Annotated in this window: 14 protein-coding genes and 1 pseudogene; 10 read left to right on the plus strand and 5 right to left on the minus strand. The window is 73.4% G+C overall.

The features are described 5' to 3' along the window. Positions 1-138 precede the first annotated feature (138 nt). Complete coding sequence (locus OG338_RS20035) at positions 139-2,319, minus strand: M4 family metallopeptidase (RefSeq protein ID WP_405938635.1); 2,181 nt, start codon at positions 2,317-2,319, stop codon at positions 139-141. Between the two features lie 341 nt (positions 2,320-2,660). On the opposite strand from OG338_RS20035, the gene OG338_RS20040 reads away from it, so the two are divergent. Next, complete coding sequence (locus OG338_RS20040) at positions 2,661-2,960, plus strand: hypothetical protein (RefSeq protein WP_405938636.1); 300 nt, start codon at positions 2,661-2,663, stop codon at positions 2,958-2,960. A gap of 66 nt (positions 2,961-3,026) precedes the next feature. Here the strand turns inward: OG338_RS20040 and OG338_RS20045 are convergent, their stop codons facing one another. Further along, positions 3,027-4,415 (minus strand): glycoside hydrolase family 18 protein, encoded by a 1,389-nt coding sequence (locus OG338_RS20045; protein WP_405938637.1) that lies wholly within the window; start codon positions 4,413-4,415, stop codon positions 3,027-3,029. Positions 4,416-4,628: 213 nt separating this feature from the next. Between OG338_RS20045 and OG338_RS20050 the strand changes: the two genes are divergently transcribed. Together OG338_RS20050 and OG338_RS20055 are read left to right on the plus strand one after the other, a co-directional pair. Continuing rightward, positions 4,629-5,381 carry a GntR family transcriptional regulator gene (locus OG338_RS20050; protein ID WP_405938638.1) on the plus strand — a complete coding sequence of 251 codons (753 nt, stop codon included), beginning with the start codon at positions 4,629-4,631 and terminating at the stop codon, positions 5,379-5,381. A 259-nt stretch (positions 5,382-5,640) separates the two neighbouring features. After that, complete coding sequence (locus OG338_RS20055; RefSeq protein ID WP_405938639.1) at positions 5,641-5,841, plus strand: SPOR domain-containing protein; 201 nt, start codon at positions 5,641-5,643, stop codon at positions 5,839-5,841. A gap of 24 nt (positions 5,842-5,865) precedes the next feature. On the opposite strand, the gene OG338_RS20060 is transcribed toward OG338_RS20055, so the two are convergent. Further along, the gene (locus OG338_RS20060) at positions 5,866-7,176 is read right to left on the minus strand and encodes an MATE family efflux transporter (RefSeq protein WP_405938640.1); all 1,311 of its coding nucleotides are present in this window, start codon (positions 7,174-7,176) and stop codon (positions 5,866-5,868) included. Between the two features lie 123 nt (positions 7,177-7,299). Between OG338_RS20060 and OG338_RS20065 the strand changes: the two are divergent. From OG338_RS20065 to OG338_RS20080, 4 genes and pseudogenes are all read left to right on the plus strand, one after another. Then, positions 7,300-7,524, plus strand: a pseudogene (locus OG338_RS20065) (PadR family transcriptional regulator); the annotation flags it as partial. Positions 7,525-7,833: 309 nt separating this feature from the next. Then, the gene (locus OG338_RS20070) at positions 7,834-8,229 is read left to right on the plus strand and encodes an NUDIX domain-containing protein (protein ID WP_405940475.1); all 396 of its coding nucleotides are present in this window, start codon (positions 7,834-7,836) and stop codon (positions 8,227-8,229) included. Between the two features lie 210 nt (positions 8,230-8,439). Beyond that, positions 8,440-8,868, plus strand: coding sequence for an ATP-binding protein (locus OG338_RS20075; protein ID WP_405940476.1), 429 nt, complete (start codon positions 8,440-8,442; stop codon positions 8,866-8,868). A gap of 194 nt (positions 8,869-9,062) precedes the next feature. Further along, positions 9,063-11,627 (plus strand): SpoIIE family protein phosphatase, encoded by a 2,565-nt coding sequence (locus OG338_RS20080; RefSeq protein WP_405940477.1) that lies wholly within the window; start codon positions 9,063-9,065, stop codon positions 11,625-11,627. A 19-nt stretch (positions 11,628-11,646) separates the two neighbouring features. Here the strand turns inward: OG338_RS20080 and OG338_RS20085 are convergent, their stop codons facing one another. Both OG338_RS20085 and OG338_RS20090 read right to left on the minus strand, forming a co-directional pair. Next, a complete protein-coding gene (locus tag OG338_RS20085; protein WP_405938641.1) occupies positions 11,647-12,360 on the minus strand; it encodes a PspA/IM30 family protein in 714 nt (237 codons plus the stop codon). 69 nt (positions 12,361-12,429) lie between these two features. Beyond that, entirely contained in the window at positions 12,430-14,514 is a 2,085-nt protein-coding gene (locus OG338_RS20090; RefSeq protein ID WP_405940478.1) for a TPM domain-containing protein, read from the minus strand. Between the two features lie 140 nt (positions 14,515-14,654). Here OG338_RS20090 and OG338_RS20095 point away from each other — a divergent pair, with 140 nt between their 5' ends. From OG338_RS20095 to OG338_RS20105, 3 genes are all read left to right on the plus strand, one after another. Then, positions 14,655-15,107, plus strand: coding sequence for a MarR family winged helix-turn-helix transcriptional regulator (locus OG338_RS20095; protein WP_405938642.1), 453 nt, complete (start codon positions 14,655-14,657; stop codon positions 15,105-15,107). Between the two features lie 88 nt (positions 15,108-15,195). Beyond that, positions 15,196-15,747 carry an isochorismatase family protein gene (locus OG338_RS20100; RefSeq protein ID WP_405938643.1) on the plus strand — a complete coding sequence of 184 codons (552 nt, stop codon included), beginning with the start codon at positions 15,196-15,198 and terminating at the stop codon, positions 15,745-15,747. Positions 15,748-15,965: 218 nt separating this feature from the next. After that, the gene (locus OG338_RS20105) at positions 15,966-18,275 is read left to right on the plus strand and encodes an ABC transporter family substrate-binding protein (RefSeq protein ID WP_405938644.1); all 2,310 of its coding nucleotides are present in this window, start codon (positions 15,966-15,968) and stop codon (positions 18,273-18,275) included. The last annotated feature ends 99 nt before the right edge of the window (positions 18,276-18,374 follow it).

The raw sequence follows: 18,374 nt of genomic DNA on the forward strand, positions 1-18,374 counted from the left end.
CGTGCGACGGGGCCCGCCCATGACCAGGCCCGAATGTAGATCCGGCCGGGGGAGAGGTCAACGGGGCCTCGGTGCACATGTGTTGACCGGCCACGGCGCGTGCGGCGCGCGCCGTGGCCGGTGTCCTACGTCAGAGGCTCAGCAGGCGCCCCCGTCGGTCCACACCGCCCAGGAGCCCGGGGCCCCCGGCTCCGCACCGGTGGAGTACCACTGCGAGGTGTAGGTGTGGCCGTTGTACGAGACCTGGTCGCCCGGGGTGTACGGGGTGGTGGCGCTCCAGGCCGGCAGGTTGCCGCAGCCCTCGGGCGGGGTGCCGTCGCCGTTGACGGTCCAGGTGAAGGCGGCGGTGCCGGTGGCACCCGCGGTGTTCTTCGCGGTGACGGTCACCGACGAGGTGCCCGCGGTGGTCGGGGTGCCGGAGATGCGGCCGGTCGAGGAGTTGACCGACAGGCCGGCGGGCAGGCCGCTCGCGCTGTAGGTGAGCGTCGAGCCGTCCGGGTTGCTCGCCTGGATCTGGAGCGAGACGGCGGTGCCCACGGCGGTCGTCTGGTTGCCGGGGTTGGTCACCGAGGGCGAGCCGGGCTGGCTGCCGCAGTTGCCGGGGACCGGGTCGGCGCCGGTGACGCTGACCGCCGCCCAGGCGGCGTCGATGGTGTTGTACTCGGTGCAGTGGGCGCCGTAGAGGTCGGCCGCCGCCTTCAGCGAGTCGATGCGCGCCTGGTGGTAGTTCTCACGGCTGTTGGCGTACGTGGCCAGCGCCTTGAACCAGATCTTGCCGGCCTTGTCGTTGCCGATGCCGGTGACCGTGGAGTTGTTGCAGGTCGGGCTGTTGCCGTAGCCGTGGTTGCCGCTGCCGACGGCGGCCAGGAAGAACCAGTGGTTGAGCGGGCCCATCGAGTAGTGCGGGTCCAGGCTGCCGTTGTTGCTGTTCCAGCAGTCGGGCGAGGCGCCGTCCAGCGAGGGCTGGTTCATCCAGCGCAGCGGCTGGTTGTTGCCGCTGATGTTGATCAGCTCGCCCATGGTGTAGTCGGGCTGGTCGACGGGGTTGTTGGCGTAGAACTCCACCAGCGTGCCGAAGATGTCGCTGGTGCCCTCGTTCATCCCGCCGGTCTCACCGGTCTCGTCCCAGCCGGTGAGCGCGCCGCTCACGCCGTGCGACATCTCGTGCCCGGCGACGTCGAGCTCGACCAGCGGGCGCTGGTTGCCCTGGCCGTCGCCGTACGTCATCTGGCTGCCGTCCCAGAAGGCGTTCACGTACGCGTTGCCGTAGTGGGTCCGCGAGGGCACGCCCCGGCCGTCGCCGAAGATGCCGCTGCGGCCGTGGGCCGTCTTGAAGTAGTCGTACGTCATGGCCGCCCCGTAGTGCGCGTCCGCGCCGGCCGACGCCGGGTCGCTGGGGGAGCCGTTGCCGAAGGTGCCGGTGGAGCTGGTGAACAGCGAACCGGTGCCGCTGGTGGCGTGGTTGAGGTTGGTCGTGTAGCCGTTGCCGTGCGAGGGGTCCTGGAGGCTGTACCCGCTGCCGGACTGGGTGGCGTCCAGCGACACCTGACCGCTGTAGATCGAACGGCCGGTGACCGCGGTGGCGGCGGCGGAGGGCGCGGGCGCGGTGGCGCCGGTGGCCTCGGTGGTACGGGACCGGGCGGCCGCGCCCTCGGGCGCGAAGGTGCTCACCTCGTCCCGGGTGCGCAGGACCTTGCCGGAGTGCGCGTCGACCAGGACGTGCAGCCGGCTGGGCGTCTGGTCGGGGCGGACCCCGCTGACCACGGTCTCCCAGACCAGGGCGGACGCGGTGCCGTCCAGCTGCACGGCGAGGTGCGGCTTCGAGACCGTGTCGGCCGAGCCCCGGAACGCCTTCTCCGACAGCTTCGCGGCGCGCGACGCGGTGAGCCCGGGGTCGGTGGACAGCGTGGGCGCGGTCTCGGCGGCGCTGGTCAGCGACTCATAGCTGCCGTCGCTCTTGAGGTGGACGACGACGTCGCCGCCGTACGCCGGCAGGCCCTTGTACGTGCGGTCGAAGCGCACGGACGCGGAGCCGTCGCGGTCGACGACCAGATTCCGGACCGTGAAGGCGTCCGAACCGCCGCGGTGCGCGGCGCGGCCGTGCGCCGACAGGGCCTTCTTCGCGTCGGCCTCGACATCGCGCCGGACCGCGGCCGTCGGATTCGTCGTGTACGGGGCCGGGGCGAAGGCATGGGGCCCGGCGGTGGGAGCGGGGGCGGGCGGCGCCGGGGAGGCCGACGCGGCGGGGAGGGCGATGGCGGAGGCACACGCACAGGCCAGAGTGGCCGTCAGAAGCCTCGTGGCTCTTCGTATGTACATAGGAACGGGGGTGTCCTTTCACCTCGTACAGGCGGAATCCGGCCACCGTCCCGTGGGGTGGTGAGGGCGGTGCCGACGCACGAGTGTGGGGAGCCGCCCGACGGGGCTGCCAGGCACCCGGCGAATGCCGAGGGGTTTCCCTATGCGGGGTTCCGGACCCTGGTTCGGCCGGATTGGTCTGGACCGAACTGGGCGACGCTCTTGTCAATGTCGTCACATATGTGCAGGATCCTTCACGCGATCTCCAGAAGCCTCGGGAACTCCGCAGGTTTCGGGAGTCGGGCGGATCGTGGCAGGACCCACTCACTGGACCGAGGAGTCACATGTTCCGGAAGCGTAGTGTGATAGGCGCAACGGCCCTGGCGATGGCCGCAGTAGGCGCGATGCTGACCGCGGCACCCACCGCCCAGGCAGCGCCGACGAACTGCACGGTCAGCCCCGGCGGCAGCCAGATATCCAGCTTGTGCACCTCGGGTACCGGGCACCATCGCGTCCACGCGGTGCTCAGGGCGCTCGACCCGCGCCTTCCGCAGCGGATCGTTCTGGGCAACTGGGCACCGGTCGGCCAGAAGTCCGTCGCCGCCAACCCGTGGGGCTCGGGCTACATTCAGTCGATCTGGACGGACACTGTCGACTGGTGACCGTACGTACGCCCGGGGGGCGGTCGCCGGTGCGCCCGGCGACCGCCCCCCGGGCGTTCAACGCTGCTAGCGGCGGGAGGAGAGACCCCGGTCGACGGCGGTGATCAGCTCGCCGTCCTCGGTGTCCCCGTCCAGCGACCAGAACATCGCGCCGCCGAGCCGGTGGTCGCGGATGTACGCGGCCTTGGTGCGCAGCACCCGGGGGTCGTCGTACGTCCACAGAGTGCTGCCGTCGAACAGCCAGGCGCTGCCGTCGCGCGCGTTCCGGTGCACCTTGTACGTACCGGATTCGGCCAGTTCCTTGAGGGCCTTGTAGTCCTCGTAACCGGCCGCCCAGGTCGCCGGGGCGGGGCCCGCCGCCGGCTGGCCGAGGCCGTCGCCGCCGCCGGTCACGCCCGTCCAGCCCTGGCCGTAGAAGGGCATGCCCATCACCAGCTTGTGCGCCGGCGCGCCCCGCTTCAGCCAGTCCCGCACGGTCCGGTCGACGCTGTAGTCGTTCTTCGCGTACAGCGCGGACTGCTGGGCGGTACTCGCCTCGCCGGAGACGTGGAAGTCGTAGCCCTGGAGGTTCACGAAGTCGAAGTCCCGCATGATGCGCGGCACGTCGAAGCCGGCGTCGATCTTCTCGGGGGACGCCGGGACGAACGCCGAGAGGTCGTAGTGCTTGGGCTTCGCGCCGTGGTGCCGGCCCTTCTCGGCCCGGGCGGTCTTCTTCGCGTACGCGTCGAGCTGGGTGCGGAACTCGTGGACCAGGGCGGTGAAGTTCCGCTTGTCCTCCGGGCGGTACACGGTGTCGGTGTCACCGGCGGATCCCGGCCATTCCCAGTCGATGTCGATGCCGTCGAACAGCCCGGCCGCCGCGCCCTCGCCGCCGCGCGTCCCGTCCACCGGCAGATTGCCCTTGATGTACAGGTCGATGCAGGAGGAGACGAGCGCCTTGCGCGACTTGGCGGTGCGGGCCGCGTCGGAGAAGTGCGTGGACCAGCTCCAGCCGCCGAGCGAGATCATCACCTTGAGGCCGGGGTGCTCGGCCTTGAGCTCCCGCAGCTGGTTGAAGTTGCCCGCCAGCTTCTGGTCGTCGGTGTCGGCGACCCCGTCCACCGAGCCGGCCGCGTCGAGCGGACGGACGTAGTCCGCCCAGGCGTCGGCCTCGCCGGGCACATTGCCGGTGAAGCATTTGCCGTCCGCGCTGACGTTGCCGAACGAGTAGTTGATGTGGGTGAGTTTGGCGGCGGTGCCGCTCGTCTCCAGGTCCTTGACCTGGAAGTCGCGCCCGTAGACGCCCCATTGGGTGAAGTAGCCGACGCGCTTGTAGTCGGGCGCGGAGCCGTGGTGGCCGTGGCCGCCGCCGTGACCACCGTGCCCGGACGAGGCGTTGGCGGCGGGGGAGAAGGAGGCCGCGAGCGTGACAGCGCAGGCGGCGATGGCGAGTGAAGACAGGGTTCTTCGACGCATGAGGCCAGAAGTTATTGGTCTGGACCAAACGGGGTCAAGGGTTTGGCAAAGGCGGCTTAAAGGGGTTCGGGTCCATGTCTGGCGGGCCGTGCGCGATCCATGCGCGGGCCTGCCCAATGTCATCACTTCGAGTGAAACTCTGGCCTGCGCTTGCGGTCCGGAACCCACGGTTGCGACGCTGTCGCAGTCCGTCAACCTCTTGGGGAGTGGCCTGTGGCTTTCGGCGAGCAGCCCGCCTATCTGCGCGTGGCGAGCGATCTGAGAGAGAAGATCGTCAACGGTGTGCTGCCGCCGCACACGCGGCTGCCGTCGCAGGCGCGCATCCGCGAGGAGTACGGGGTCTCGGACACCGTCGCGCTGGAGGCGCGCAAGGTCCTGATGGCGGAGGGCCTGGTCGAGGGCCGGTCCGGCTCGGGGACGTATGTGCGCGAGCGGCCGGTGCCCCGCATGATCGAGCGCTCCGGCTTCCGGCCCGAGGCGGGCGCGGGCCCGTTCCGCCAGGAGCAGGCGGCGGACGGGGTGCGCGGGACCTGGGAGTCGCGCAGCGAGCAGGAGGGCGCGAGCCCCGAGATCGCCGCCCGGCTCGGGATCGAACCGGACGACCGCGTCATGCGCACGCATTACGTGTTCCGGGCGGCGGGTGAGCCCGTGATGCTCTCCACCTCCTGGGAGCCCCTGGCCATCACGGGGCGTACGCCGGTGATGCTGCCGGAGGAGGGCCCGCTGGGCGGCTGCGGGGTGGTCGAGCGGATGGCCGCCATCGACGTGGTCGTGGACAACGTGGCCGAGCAGGTGGGCGCGCGCCCGGGGCTTGCGGAGGAGCTCCTGGCGCTGGGCGGGGTCCCCGGCCATGTGGTGATGGTCGTCGAGCGGACCTTCTACGCCTCGGGGCGGCCCGTCGAGACCGCCGACGTGGTGGTGCCGGCCGACCGCTACCGGGTGGGGTACCGGCTTCCGGTGCGGTGAGCCCCGGGCGGTGGCCCCCGGTGTGCCGCCGGGTGGGCCGCCGCCCCCGTGATGGTCATGTCCCGTTCCCGCTGCACGCCCTGGGGGCGCACTCACGTGAGTGCGCCCCCAGGGCGTTGGTCCGTTCCTGGCCGGATCGGTACCTCTTTGTGTAAAGACGTATCCGTTGAGTGAAGGTCAGGCGTAGGGTCAGGCATATGCGTACCGGGGTTTCCTGGAGTTCCTTAGAAGCGTGCACATCGTTCAGGGGAGGGGCGCGATGCTCGGGAGAAACACGATGGGTGACAGCGGTGCCGTGCTTCCCTGGCTGGTGATACGGCAGGACGACAACGGCAACCGCTACCGCGTGGGCAGATACGCCACGCAGGGCGAGGCCCAGCGAGCGGCGGACAAGTTGCAGGACCGGGGGCACAAGCAGCTGTACTGGGTGGAACGGGTCGGGCAGGCCGCGCAGTCGTAGGGGATGGGTGCGGCGTACGGCGCGCTAGCGCGCCGTACGCCGGTACAAGGGGGTGAGGGCGGCGCACTGTGCCGCCGTCGCGAGGCCCATGGCCAGGCAGATGCCCGGCAGCCCCCACCCCGACATGCCGTACGCCAGCGCGAGCTGGACGGCGACCCCGCAGGCGGTGACGCGGGCGAGGGCCGGACTCGCGCCGCTGCCCTCGAAGACGCCGCCGAGCGCGATGAAGCAGGCCAGCAACAGCAGATACGGCCCCGCGCAGCGCAGATAGAGCGCCCCGGCCCCGGCCACCGCCCCCTCGCTGCCGAAGGCCCGCATGATCCAGGGCGCGCCCGCGAGCAGCGCGGCCGCGGCCGTGACGCCGAGCACCGCGGCCACCAGCAGCGCCTGCCGCCCGATGGCCCGCCGCGCGTCGCGCCCGGCGCCGAGCAGATGGGCGGTGCGGATGGCGGCAGCCTGGCGCACCGCGTAGAAGGCCATCGTCGCCACGTACATCGCCTTCGTCGCGATCCCGTACGCGGCGACCTCGGCCACGCCGATCCGGGCGACGACGGCGACGAGCGCGAGCGCCCCCGCCATCCGCGCGGTGAAGTCGGCCGACATGGGCAGCCCCGTGGCGGCGGTCCCACGCACGTCGGCCACCAGACCCCCGCGCACCCGCCCCGCGCCGGCCGCACCGGCGCGCCGCAGCACGCCGTTGCGGCGCAGCGCCACCAGGCCGCAGCCGAGCGCGGCGGTCCGGCCCAGCACCGTGGCGACCGCCGCGCCGCGCACCCCCAGCCCGAACCCCAGGATGAGCAGCGGGTCCAGACCGAGGATCAGGCCGTTCGCGAGGATCGCGAGCCGCATCGGGGTGCGGGTGTCGCCCGCGCCCTTCAGGATGCCGTCGACCACATTGGTCGCGAAGAACACCGCGATGCCCGGCAGCGCGATCGCGAAGTAGCCGGTGGCCAGGGCCGCCGCCGCGTCACCGTCGCCGTTCCCGAGGACGAGCCGGGCCAGCGGCGCGCGGCAGAGATGGCCGCCCACCGCGACCACCGGGGTGACCAGGGCCCACAGCGCCCAGCCGCCGCGCACCGCCGAGCGCAGCGCCGCCGGATCGCCCGCGCCCCTGGCCCGTGCGACGAGCACCGTCGTACCCGAGCCGGCCACCAGGATGACGCCGAGCAGCAGGTTCTCGACATTGGTGGCGGCGGCCACCGCGGCGACCGCCGCCCCGCCCAGCCGGGCCACCCAGACCATGTTGATGATCCCGGCCGTGACCCCCGCCAGGAGCTCGAAGTAGACCGGATACGCGAGTACCACCAGCGTGCGCCGGTGCTCCGCCGCTTCCATGGCCGCCCCCTCTTTCCGCTGTACATCGATTCGAGGTACAGCGGAAAGAGCTACCATGAGGACGCCGGACGGGCAAGCGCCTGACGGGCAGGCGGATGACGGACGCGGTAAGGAGCTCGGCGCGTGCTGGAGCTGTCGATTCTGGGATTCCTCGCCGAGGAGTCCTTGCACGGATACGAGCTGAAGGCCCGCATCCAGGCCCTGGGCGGCCACATCCGCACGGTGAGCGACGGGGCGCTCTATCCGGCCATTTCCCGGCTGGTGAAGGCGGGCCTGGTCGACCAGCGCACCGAGCCCGGCACGGGAGCCGCGCCCCGCCGCGTCCTGTCCCTCACCGGGGCCGGGCGCGAGGAGCTGCACATCCGGCTCGGCCGCCCCGCGGACGCCGAAATCGCCGACGGCCAGCGCTTCTTCACGCTGCTCGCGTTTCTGCACCACCTCCCGGACCGTGCCGGACAGGCGGCCGTCCTGCGCCGGAGGCAGGCGTTCCTCGACGTCCCGGCGAGCTTCTTCTACCGGGACGGCGAGCCGGTGCGGGCCGAGGAGGCGGCCACGCTTTTCCGGCGGGGCATGCTGCGCATCGCCCGCGCCACGGGCACCGAGGAGAAGAAGTGGCTGGCCGAGGCGATCGGCGAACTGGCGGGCGGCGAGGCGGCGGTGCTGATCGACACGGTGGCGTGGGTGCTGATCGAGGAGGGCCGCATCCTGTGCGCCCGCCCGCGCGGCAAGGACGTCTTCTACATCCCGGGCGGCAAGCGGGAGGGCGCCGAGAGCGACCTGGACACGCTGGTGCGCGAGATCGAGGAGGAGCTGACGGTCCGTATCGACACGGAGTCCGTCGCGCACGTGGGAACGTACGAGGCCGGCGGACCCGGCCTGCCGGAGGGTGCGGTGGTCCGGATGGCCTGCTACACCGCCGGGTTCAGCGGTGAGCTGACGGCCAGCAGCGAGATCGAGGACGTGGCGTGGTTCTCGTACGCCGACCGCGACCGCGTACCCCCCGTCGACCAGCTGCTCTTCGACGACCTCAGGGCGTCGGGCGACCTGGCCTGAGCCGGCGCGCGGATCAGGACGCGGCGCGCGGATCATGGTGCGGCGCGTGGCGCCGCAGGGCGTGCGCCCCCGCTTCCCGGGCACTTGTACGTGCGCGCCGCCGTACACCCGTACGCCCCGCATGCCGATCCCGGCGGTATTTGGTCATGATTATCGGGTATGTGCTGTTTGCCCCGTGCGGACAGGGCGTCACCGTTGCCGGCTCTGGGAGTGATCGGCGTGACCGATACCGAAGGCGATCGAGCCGAGTGGAGCTTTCCGGCTGTCCCCGGCGCCGTGCGCACCGCCCGGCACGCCGTCCACGACACCCTGCGCGGCTGGGGGCTCGACGCCGCCGTCGGTGACGAGGCGATGCTGCTGGTCAGCGAGCTGGTCACCAACTCCTTGCGCTACACACCCGGCCCCATCGGGGTGCGGCTGCTGCGCCCCCGCCCGGACGGGGACCACTCCGCCGCCCGGCCCGGTCTCCTCGTGGAAGTCTCCGATCCGCTCCCCGACCCACCCACCGAACGTACGGCGGGACCCGACGACGAGAACGGCCGGGGACTCCTGCTCGTGGCCTGTTCGGCCCGGCGCTGGGGGACCCGGCGGGGAAAGAGCGGCAAGACGGTGTGGTTCGAGCTGGCTCTGCCTGGTTAGGAGTGAGGTGGGACGCACAGCGATCACCGGAGGTCGGGGCCGAACCTGGCTGAAAGGGACTGAGACCGTGCTGTGATCGTGAACGCCGTGCCGGACGGGGCCGTAGTGCTGAATACTGCGGGCATGACCGGTCCGGTGTGTGAGCTGGAGGGGACGGTCGCGTGAGCGAAATACCTGGGACAGCGGGCGACGTCGTGTGGCAGAGCAGTCCGCCCGGCTCGATCTACGACTACATCAGAGTCGCCTCCTTCTCGATCGGGCCCGACGGGCTGATCGAGCAGTGGAGCCGCCGGGCCGCCGGTCTCTTCGGCGTGGCCGCCCACGAGGCCGTGGGCAGGGACCCGGTCGAGGCGTTCCTGCCGGGCGAGGTCCGCCGCGAGGGCCACCGCCGGGTCGGCGAGGTGCTCGACGGCAAGGAGTGGACGGGGCTCGTCCCCTTCCGGATGCCCGGCGAGGGCGGGGCGCACGGCCTCGCCGAGATCTATGTGATGCCCAGCGAGACGGCCACCGGCGAACGGGCGGCGGTCTGCATCGTCGTGGACGTCCGCGCCCTGCGCCGCATCGAGACGGACCTCGCCGCCTCGCAGGCGATTTTCGGCCAATCTCCCTTCGGCTTCGTCCTGTTCGGCACCGACCTCACCGTCGTCCGGGCCAACGAGCGCTTCGCCACCGTCTTCGGCGGCCGCGCCGACGACCACCGGGGCCGCACCGTCGGCGACTACCTCACCGGCGCCGATGCCGACCGCCTGACCGCAACGCTCGAACGGGTCCTGGAGACGGGCAACTCCGTCACCGACCTCCAGCTCGTCGGCACGGCCCCCGGCGACACCGAGCGCCGCCACTGGTCGATCAACCTCTACCGGGTGCACAGCGGATCGGGCCGCCCCATCGGCATCGCCGGACTCGCCACCGATGTGACCCGGCGTCACACCGCCGCCCGCGAGGCCGCCAGCGCCCGCCGCAACCTCGCCCTGCTCAACGAGGCCAGTGCCCGCATCGGCAACTCCCTGGACCTGGAGACCACCGCCCGCGAACTCCTCGACGTCGCCGTCCCGGTCTTCTGCGACCTGGCCTCCGTCGACCTCTACCAGGCCCTGCTCACCGGCGACGAGGCGGCGCCCGGCGGCTGGAGCCCGCTCGGCCGGGAAGCGGTCGGCGGCTCCGCCGAACTGCGCCGCGTCGCCTTCGCCAGCGCCGTGTCCGACGCCCTGCCGCACCCGGCCCCCGGCGCCTCCGACTCCGGCCCGCCGGGCGCCGCCGCCGCACCCCCCGCCCTCGGCTCCGTCCACCGCTACCCCTTCGGCTCGCCCGGCGCCGTCGCACTGCGCACCGGCCGCGTCGAGGACGTGCCGGGCGACGACCGGGGCTTCGTGCAGTCCACGCTGGCCGTGCCGATGGTCGCCCACGACACCGTGGTGGGCCTCGTCCGCTTCTCCCGTACGAAGGGCAGCGAGCCGTTCGACGCCCGGGACCGGACCCTCGCGACCGAGCTGGCCGCCCGCGCCGCCGTCTGCATCGACAACGCCCGCCTCTACCGCCGCGAACACGAACGCGCCCTGATCCTCCAGCGCAGCCTGCTGCCCCCCGGCGACCCGGAGGCCGCCGGGCTCGACATCGCCTGTCGCTACCTCCCGGGCAATACCGCCAACGAGGTCGGCGGCGACTGGTTCGACGTGATCGAGCTGCCCGGACACCGCACCGCGCTCGTCGTCGGCGATGTGATGGGGCGCGGTCTGCGCGCCGCCGTGGCCATGGGCGAACTGCGCACCGCCGTGCGCACCCTGGCCCTCCTGGACCTGGAACCCGCCGAGGTGCTGTCCGCGCTGGACGAGGTCGCCCGGGGCCTCGGCGCCCCCGGCGCCGCCTCCGCCTCCGGTGGCGGGGGCGCCCAGTGGCCCGCCCGCGCCGCGCACAAGTCCCGTGAGGCGGACCTCTCCGAGGTGTATCTGGCGACCTGCGTCTACGCGGTCTACGACCCGGTCACCCGGCGCTGCACCTTCGCCAACGCGGGCCATCTGCCGCCCGTCGTGGTCGAGCCCGGCGAGGCCGCGCAGCTCCTCGACGTACCGCCGGGGATGCCGCTGGGCGTCGGCGGCGAACCGTTCGAGGAGGTCGAGGTCGAGCTGAAGGAGGGCGCGCTCCTCGCCCTCTACACCGACGGCCTGGTCGAATCGCGCGACCATCCGCTGGACGAGGGCCTGGCCGCCCTCCGCAAGGCCCTGGCCGAACCGGCCCAGCCGCTGGAGGACGTCTGCGACCGGGTCCTCGGCTCGCTGCACACCCGGCACGGCGAGGACGACATCGCGCTCCTGATGGCCCGCATCCAGGGCCTGCCCACCGAGGCCGTCGGCGACTGGCGGCTGCCCCGCGAGCCCCGCTCGGTCGGCCGCGCCCGCGAGCTGGCCCGGGGCCAGCTGACCAGCTGGGGCCTCGACGACCTGGTCGACACCACGGAGCTGCTGGTCAGCGAGCTGGTCACCAACGCCCTGCGCTACGGCGAGGGCGAGATCCGGCTCCGCCTGCTGCGCGACCGCACCCTGGTCTGCGAGGTGTGGGACGCCGGTCTCGTCCAGCCGAGGCGCCGGCGCGCCCGGGACACGGACGAGGGCGGCCGGGGCCTCCAGCTGGTGGGGCTGCTCAGCGCGGCCTGGGGGGCGCGGCGGACGCCGCGCGGCAAGACCGTCTGGTTCGAACTGCCGCTGCCCGACGGGCGGCCGCCCGCCGAGCGCTCGGTGGAGGAGCTGCTCAGCATGTTCTGAGCGGCGGCCGGGGCGCGGCTCACTTCGTGGTCTTCAGCGCGGCCAGCCGGGCCTCCACCTCCGCGCTGTCGCCCAGCGCGTCCAGGTCCTCGAACTGCGCGTCCAGCGAGGAGGCCGCCAGCTCCTGCTTGCCCAGGGCCCGCGCCTCCTCGCGCCGCACCTTGTCCTCGAACCGGCCCAGCTCGCTGGTCGGGTCCAGGACGTCGATGTTCTTCACCGCGTCCATCATCCGGTTCTGCGCCTGGGCCGACTTGGCGCGCGCCACCAGCTCGTCCCGCTTGGCCTTCAGCTCCGAGAGCTTCGCCTTCATCTGGTCCAGGCCCGTCTTGAGCTTGCCGACCACCTCGGTCTGCGCCGCGATGACCGGCTCGGCGGTCCTGGCCTCCTTCTCCGACTGGAGCTGCCGGCCCAGCGCGACCTTGGCCAGATTGTCGAACTTGTCCGCCTCGGGGCCCGAACCGCCCGCCCGCAGCTCATCCGCCTCGCGGCTCGCGGCGAGCGCCTTGCCGCCCCACTCCCGCGCCGCCGCCACGTCCTCCACATGGTCCTGCTCCATGAGGCGCAGATTGCCGATGGTGGCGGCCACCGCCTGCTCGGCCTCGGCGATGTTGGCGGTGTAGTCGCGGATCAGCTGATCCAGCATCTTCTGCGGATCCTCGGCCTGATCGAGCAGCGCGTTGATGTTGGCCTTCGCCAGCTGGGTGACACGCCCGAGAATGGTCTGCTTGCTCATGGGGGCCTCTCTTGTGGGGTTGTGCGGTTGGTGGGGTTACGCGTACGGGGTACGGGGAAGCTCCCCGACTCAGAAGCGGCCGCCGCCGCCCCGGCGGCCCCGCGTCCCGCCGCCGCCGAAGCTGCCGGGCCCGCCGCCTCCGAAGCCCCCGCCGCCTCCGCCTCTGCCGAATCCGCCCCGGCCGCCGCCCCCGCCCATCAGGCCGCCGAGGATGATTCCGCCCAGCACCGCGCCGCCCATGCCCCCGCCGCCTCCGCCCGCCATGGAGCCGGGGCCGCCGCGCCCGCCGTAGCCGCGTACGTCCTGCTCGGCCAGGCCCCGCGCCTCGTCGGCCAGCGCGTCCGCGTGGTTCGCCTCGGTCAGGGCGGCCTGCGGGTCGCCGCTGTCCGCCAGCGCGGCGGCCTGCTCCAGGCGGCGCTGCGCCTCCGCGAGCCGGGTCCGGGCGGTGCTGCCGACCGCGCCCCGGTGCGTCGTGACGAAATCCGCGGCGGCGGCGACCGAGGAGCGCGCGGTGAGCAGCGCCCCGTCGAGGAGCGAGCGCGCCCGGGTGTCGCCCTGCTCCCGTTCCCGGGCGCCGGCCAGTGCCTCGTCCAGCGCCCGGTCCGCCTCCTCCACCCGGCGGAGCGCGTCGATCGGGTCGTACCGGCCGCCCTGTTCCCCGCGTACGTCGGCGGCCACCGCCCGGGCGCGGGCGATCCGGCCGCTCAGGTCGGCGGTGGACGCCCCCCGCGCCGTGCCGTCGAGCAGCCCGCCCGCGTCCGCGAGGTCGGTGTCCAGCTCGGTGAGCGCGGCGGTCAGCCGGTCCGCCGCCGCGTCCAGCTCGCGGGCCCGCCGCTCCACGCCGTCGACCAGGGTGCCCGCCTGGTCGAGCGCGCCTTCGGCGGCCCGGACGTAGACGGCCGCCGCCGCGTGGTCGCCGCCGTCCACCGCCTGCCGGGCGCTGTCGAGGGAGGAGGCCGCGAAGGCGAGCCGGTCCTTCGCCTGGCCGGCGTCACCGGCCACGGGGGCCGACGCCTGGTCCGCGTATCGTTCGCGCATCGAGGCGAGCGCGGAATCGGCGGCCGGGACGCGCCCGGTCAGCTCGTCGAGCGCGGTCCCGGCGGCGGCCACGGCTTGCGGCGCCCCGCGCTCCAGCTCGCGCAGCCGGTCGAAGTCCTCGGAGACGGCGTCGAGGCAGCCGTCGGCGTCGGCGCAGCGGCTGATGATCTCGTCCAGCATCCGCCGGCGCGTCCCGTCGTCCTCCGGGAACGCGTCGTCCAGCTGCTGGCGCAGCCGGAACGCGGTGGTCAGCTCGCCCTTGGCGTACGCCACCGCCTCGGCGAACGGCGCGGCGGCCTCTTCCCCGAACTGGGCGGTGGCGAAACCCAGTTCCTCCTCGCTCGTGCGGACCGCGTCGTCGGTGGCGACGAGCGTCTCCTTGGCCTTCGCGTCGAGCTCCGGCAGCGGGGTGGGCACCGGGACGCCGCCGCCCCAGCCGGTTGTGCCGGGCGTCGTCCGGGTGGTGGCGCGCCGCTTGCGCCGCAGGAACGCGTACGCGGCGACGGCCGCGACCGCGCAGAGCAGGACGACCGGGAGCAGCAGGTCGCCGGTGCTGGTGCCGCCCGATCCCGAGCCCGGGTCGGAGGGGCCGGGGGTGATCGCCGGGGAGGGCACGGGCTCGCCGGACAGGACGGCGGTGCAGCCGTCGGCGGCGCCGATCGCGGCGCCCGCCCAGTCGTTCTCCTTCAGCGCCGGCTCGATCGCGGTGTTCGCCACATCCCGGAGCTGGGTGTCGGTGAGGGGGGCGTCCTGGTCGACGGAGTAGGCGTACTGCCGGGCGTGGGTGGCGACGGCCAGCAGGACGTCGTCGCGGCCGAGGCCGTTGCGGTCGGCGGTCGCGTCGGCCCAGTCCTGCGCGGAGCGCCCGGAGAAGTCGCGTACGTACACCACGAAGAGCTGGAGGCGGTGTTCGGCGTAGAGCCGGTCGAGGGCCGTGACCACCTGGGGGCGGCGTTCGCCGAGGGCGCCCACCTTGTCGGTGATCTGCCCGTCGCGGGACAGCGTGACCGGGTCGTCGGCGCGGGCGGCCGGTGCGGGGGCCAGGGCCAGCCAGCACACCGTCAGGAGCACGGCGAGCAGGGCCCGGCCCGGTATGAGAATCCGGGTTCGGCTCACAGGCGGCGTCACGTTTGTGAGGCTATGTCCCTCTCCGGGCGGCCGCGACACGAGGTGCCCGCGCGGAGCGGGACCCGGTGGCCGCCGGAGAACAGCAGGCTGTCTTGCAAGGTTGCCTGTCATTCTCGTACGGTGAACGCATGACGCACGTACCCGGCGCGGGCGCCGGTCCCACGGCCGAAGAGGTGGCCGATCAGCTGGCCTCCGTGGTCGGCCGGCTGCTGCGGCGGCTGCGGTCCTCCTCGTCGGAGTCGCTGCTGACGCCGACCCAGCGCTCGGTGCTGGCCCGGCTGGACGACGCCGGCGCCGCGACCACCGCGGACCTGGCCCGCGCCGAATGCGTACGCCCGCAGTCCATGCGGCTGACCCTGGGCGCGCTGGAGGCGCAGGGGCTGGTCGGGCGCGCGCCGGACCCGGCCGACGGGCGGAAGTCCGTCATGACGGTCACGGACGCCGGGCGCGCGACGCTCGCCCGGGTCCGGGCCGCCAAGCGGAACTGGCTGGCCGAGGCCGTCGCCGCCGAGCTGGACGGGCACGAGCGGCGGACGGTCGCCGAGGCCGTGGCCCTCATCGAACGCCTGGTCGGCTCGTAACGGCTCGTCGCTCACCCCGCTGAACCGCCGCCCCGCGCCGCGCGCATCCCGCGGGCGCTCATCCGCACCACCCCCAAGGAGCACCCCCATGACCGCCACCGTCCTCGACCCCCACACCGCCCTGATCGTGGTCGACCTCCAGAAGGGCATCACCGGACTGCCCACCGCCCACCCCTCCGCCGGTGTCGTCGAGAACGCCGCGACCCTCGCCGACGCCTTCCGGGCCAAGGGTCTGCCCGTGGTCCTCGTCCGCGTCACCGGCGGCGCCCCCGGCCGCAACGAGGGCCCGGCCCGGTCCGGGACCCCGGCCGCCGACTGGGCCGAGATCGTGCCCGAGATGGGCCCGCGCGAGGGCGACATCATCGTCACCAAGCAGCAGTGGGGCGCCTTCTACGGCACCGATCTCGACCTTCAGCTGCGCCGCCGGGGCGTCACCCAGGTCGTGCTGGCCGGCATCGCGACCAGCATCGGCGTCGAGTCCACCGCCCGCTCCGCGCACGAGCACGGCTACCACGTCACCCTCGCCACGGACGCGATGACCGACATGAGCGGCGAGGCCCACGACAACAGCGTGCGGCGGATCTTCCCGCGCCTCGGCGAGACCGGCACCACCGACGAGATCGTCAAGCTCCTCGGCTGACCGGACCCGCACCGGACGGAGCGCCGCGGCCCACCCGGGCCGCGGCGCTCCGCCGTACGGGTGGGCTTCGGGGCGTACCCGCCGTGTCGGCACGGCGTTCCCGCGCGAGGGCGTTTTCAGTGGAGGGGCGGAACCAGTGTGATCAACTGCAAATGCCACCAAAAACGCTCAATCAGGCCCTTCCCGGTGCGGCCGGGCCGTCCCCGGAGGTATCAGCCATGTCCCACGTCAGCGAACCGCGCGGCACGGCCCGGAAGAGGCGCATCCCCGCCCTTCTCACCGCAGGCGTCCTCACCCTCCCCGCGCTGGCCGGATGCAGCTCGGGCGGCGAGGACACCGCGGCCGTGGCCGCCGTACCGCAGGACGTGGCCCGCGCCGCCCGCGCCCAGGTCGCCGACGGAGGCAAGGCCACCTGGGCGATCGACGCGCTCCCCACCACCTTCAACGCCTTCCAGGCGGACGCCGACAGCGCTACCACCCGGATCACCGGCGCCCTGCTGCCGACCCTCTTCCCGCTCGACGCCCAGGGCCGGCCGCAGCTCAACCCGGACTACCTCGAATCCGCGAAGGTGACCGAGACCGAGCCCCGCCAGGTCGTCGTCTACCGCCTCAACCAGCAGGCCGTCTGGAGCGACGGCCGGGAGATCGGCGCCCCGGACTTCGTCGCCCAGTGGCGCGCGCTCAGCGGCAAGGACTCCGCGTTCTGGACCGCCCGCAACGCCGGCTACGAACGCATCGAGAAGATCGAGCGCGGCCACGACGACCTGGAGGTCAAGGTCACCTTCGCCAAGCCGTACGCGGACTGGCGCTCGCTGTTCTCGCCGCTCTACCCGAAGCAGATGACCGGCTCCCCGGACGCCTTCAACGACGGCGCCCGCACCACCCTCAAGGCGACGGCCGGGCCGTTCCGGCTGCGCGAGGTGGACAAGAAGACCGGCTCCGTCACACTGACCCGCGACCCGCGCTGGTGGGGCGGCCGCGCCAAGCTGGACTCCCTGGTCTTCAAGGCCGTCAAGCCCGAGGACCGCACCGACGCGCTGGCCGAGGGCGCCGTCGACATCGCCGACATCGACTCCACCACCGCCCACCGCATCGCCCAGGCGGCCCGCGAGGGCGCGGCCGGCGCACCGCCCGCCCACGGCCCCGGCGCCGCGCAGCGCCCGGCGGACGCCCTGCGCTCCTGGGCCGTGGCGCACGGCACCGACGCGAAGGCGGCCGCGAAGGAGCAGAAGGCGCGGGACGACAAGGCCGAGGCCGCCGACGCGTACGCCGCCGAGCAGAGCGGGCTGCGCGCCTACACGGTCCGCAAGTCCCTGGAGCCCGCCTACACCCAGCTCGCGCTGAACGGCGAGACCGGGCCGCTCGCCGACGACCGGGTGCGCCGGGCCGTGGCCCGCGCCCTGGACCGCCAGGAGCTGGCCGACACCGTGCTCAAGCCGCTCGGGCTGCCCGCCCGGCCGCTCGGCAGCCACCTCGCCGTCGCCGGGCAGCCCGTCTACCGGGACGGCAGCGCCGCGCTCGGCAAGCAGGACACCGAGCGGGCGCAGGCGCTGCTCGCCGACGCCGGCTGGACGCGCGAGGGCGCGCTGAGCCGGAGCGACGGCACCAAGGCCGGCAGCGAGGGCGAGAAGAAGGACGCCGGCAAGGAGGAGAAGGCGGAGAAGGGCACCGAGAAGGAGGACGCCGAGAAGAAGGGGAGCGCCGGCAAGGACGCGGACGACGGCAAGGGAAACCGGGCCGCGGGCGCAACCACGGCCGACGACAAGCCGGGCGGCACCGCCGTCCACGCCGCCGACGACAAGCCGGGCGGCACCGCCGTCCACGCCGCCGACGACAAGCCCGGCGGCACCGCCGTCCACGTCCTCGCCCCCGCCCAGGACCGCCGGCCCGGCGGCGCCGCCGGGGCCTACGCGCCCGCGGGGACCGCCGCGCCCGCCGCGGCGGCCGACACCGCGCGCGGCCCGCTCGGCAAGAACGGCAAGCCGCTGAGCCTGCGCTTCGTCCTGCCGTCCGGGCCCGGCTCGGCCGGTCTGCGCAGCGTCGGCGAGAAGATCGCCGCGATGCTCGACACGATCGGCATCCGCACCGTGATCACCAAGGTCTCCGACGACAGCTACTTCCGCGACCACGTGGCCTCCGGCGACTACGACATGGCCCTGTACTCCTGGCCCGCCACCGCCTACCCGGCCACCGACGACCGCCCGATCTACGCCAAGCCGCTGCCCGCGTCGGACGGTTCGCTGCTGGTGGAGCAGAACTACACCCGGGTCGGCACGGACCACATCGACCAGCTCTTCGACCAGGCGGCGTCGGAGCTGGACGAGAAGGCGGCCCGGGACCTGATGCGCCAGGCGGACGCCCGGATCTGGGCCGCCGCAGGATCGATTCCGCTCTTCCAGCGCCCCCAGCTCGTCGCCACCGGCAAGCAGCTCGTGAACGTCGGTGCCTTCGGCCTCGGCGTACCGCACTACCAGGACATCGGCTACAAGGCCCCGCAGGCGGGAGCCCCGGCCGGGCGGCAGAAGTAGGGCGGAACTTGCCGGGGAAGCCGCATCAGCGGCCGCCCCGTACCATGGGAGTAGCCGTGGCGCGTCCGCCCGGCGGGCGTACGAGGACTCAAGACCGAC

This window comes from Streptomyces sp. NBC_00726 (assembly GCF_045161735.1).
In the GTDB taxonomy this organism is placed as follows: Bacteria; Actinomycetota; Actinomycetes; order Streptomycetales; family Streptomycetaceae; genus Streptomyces.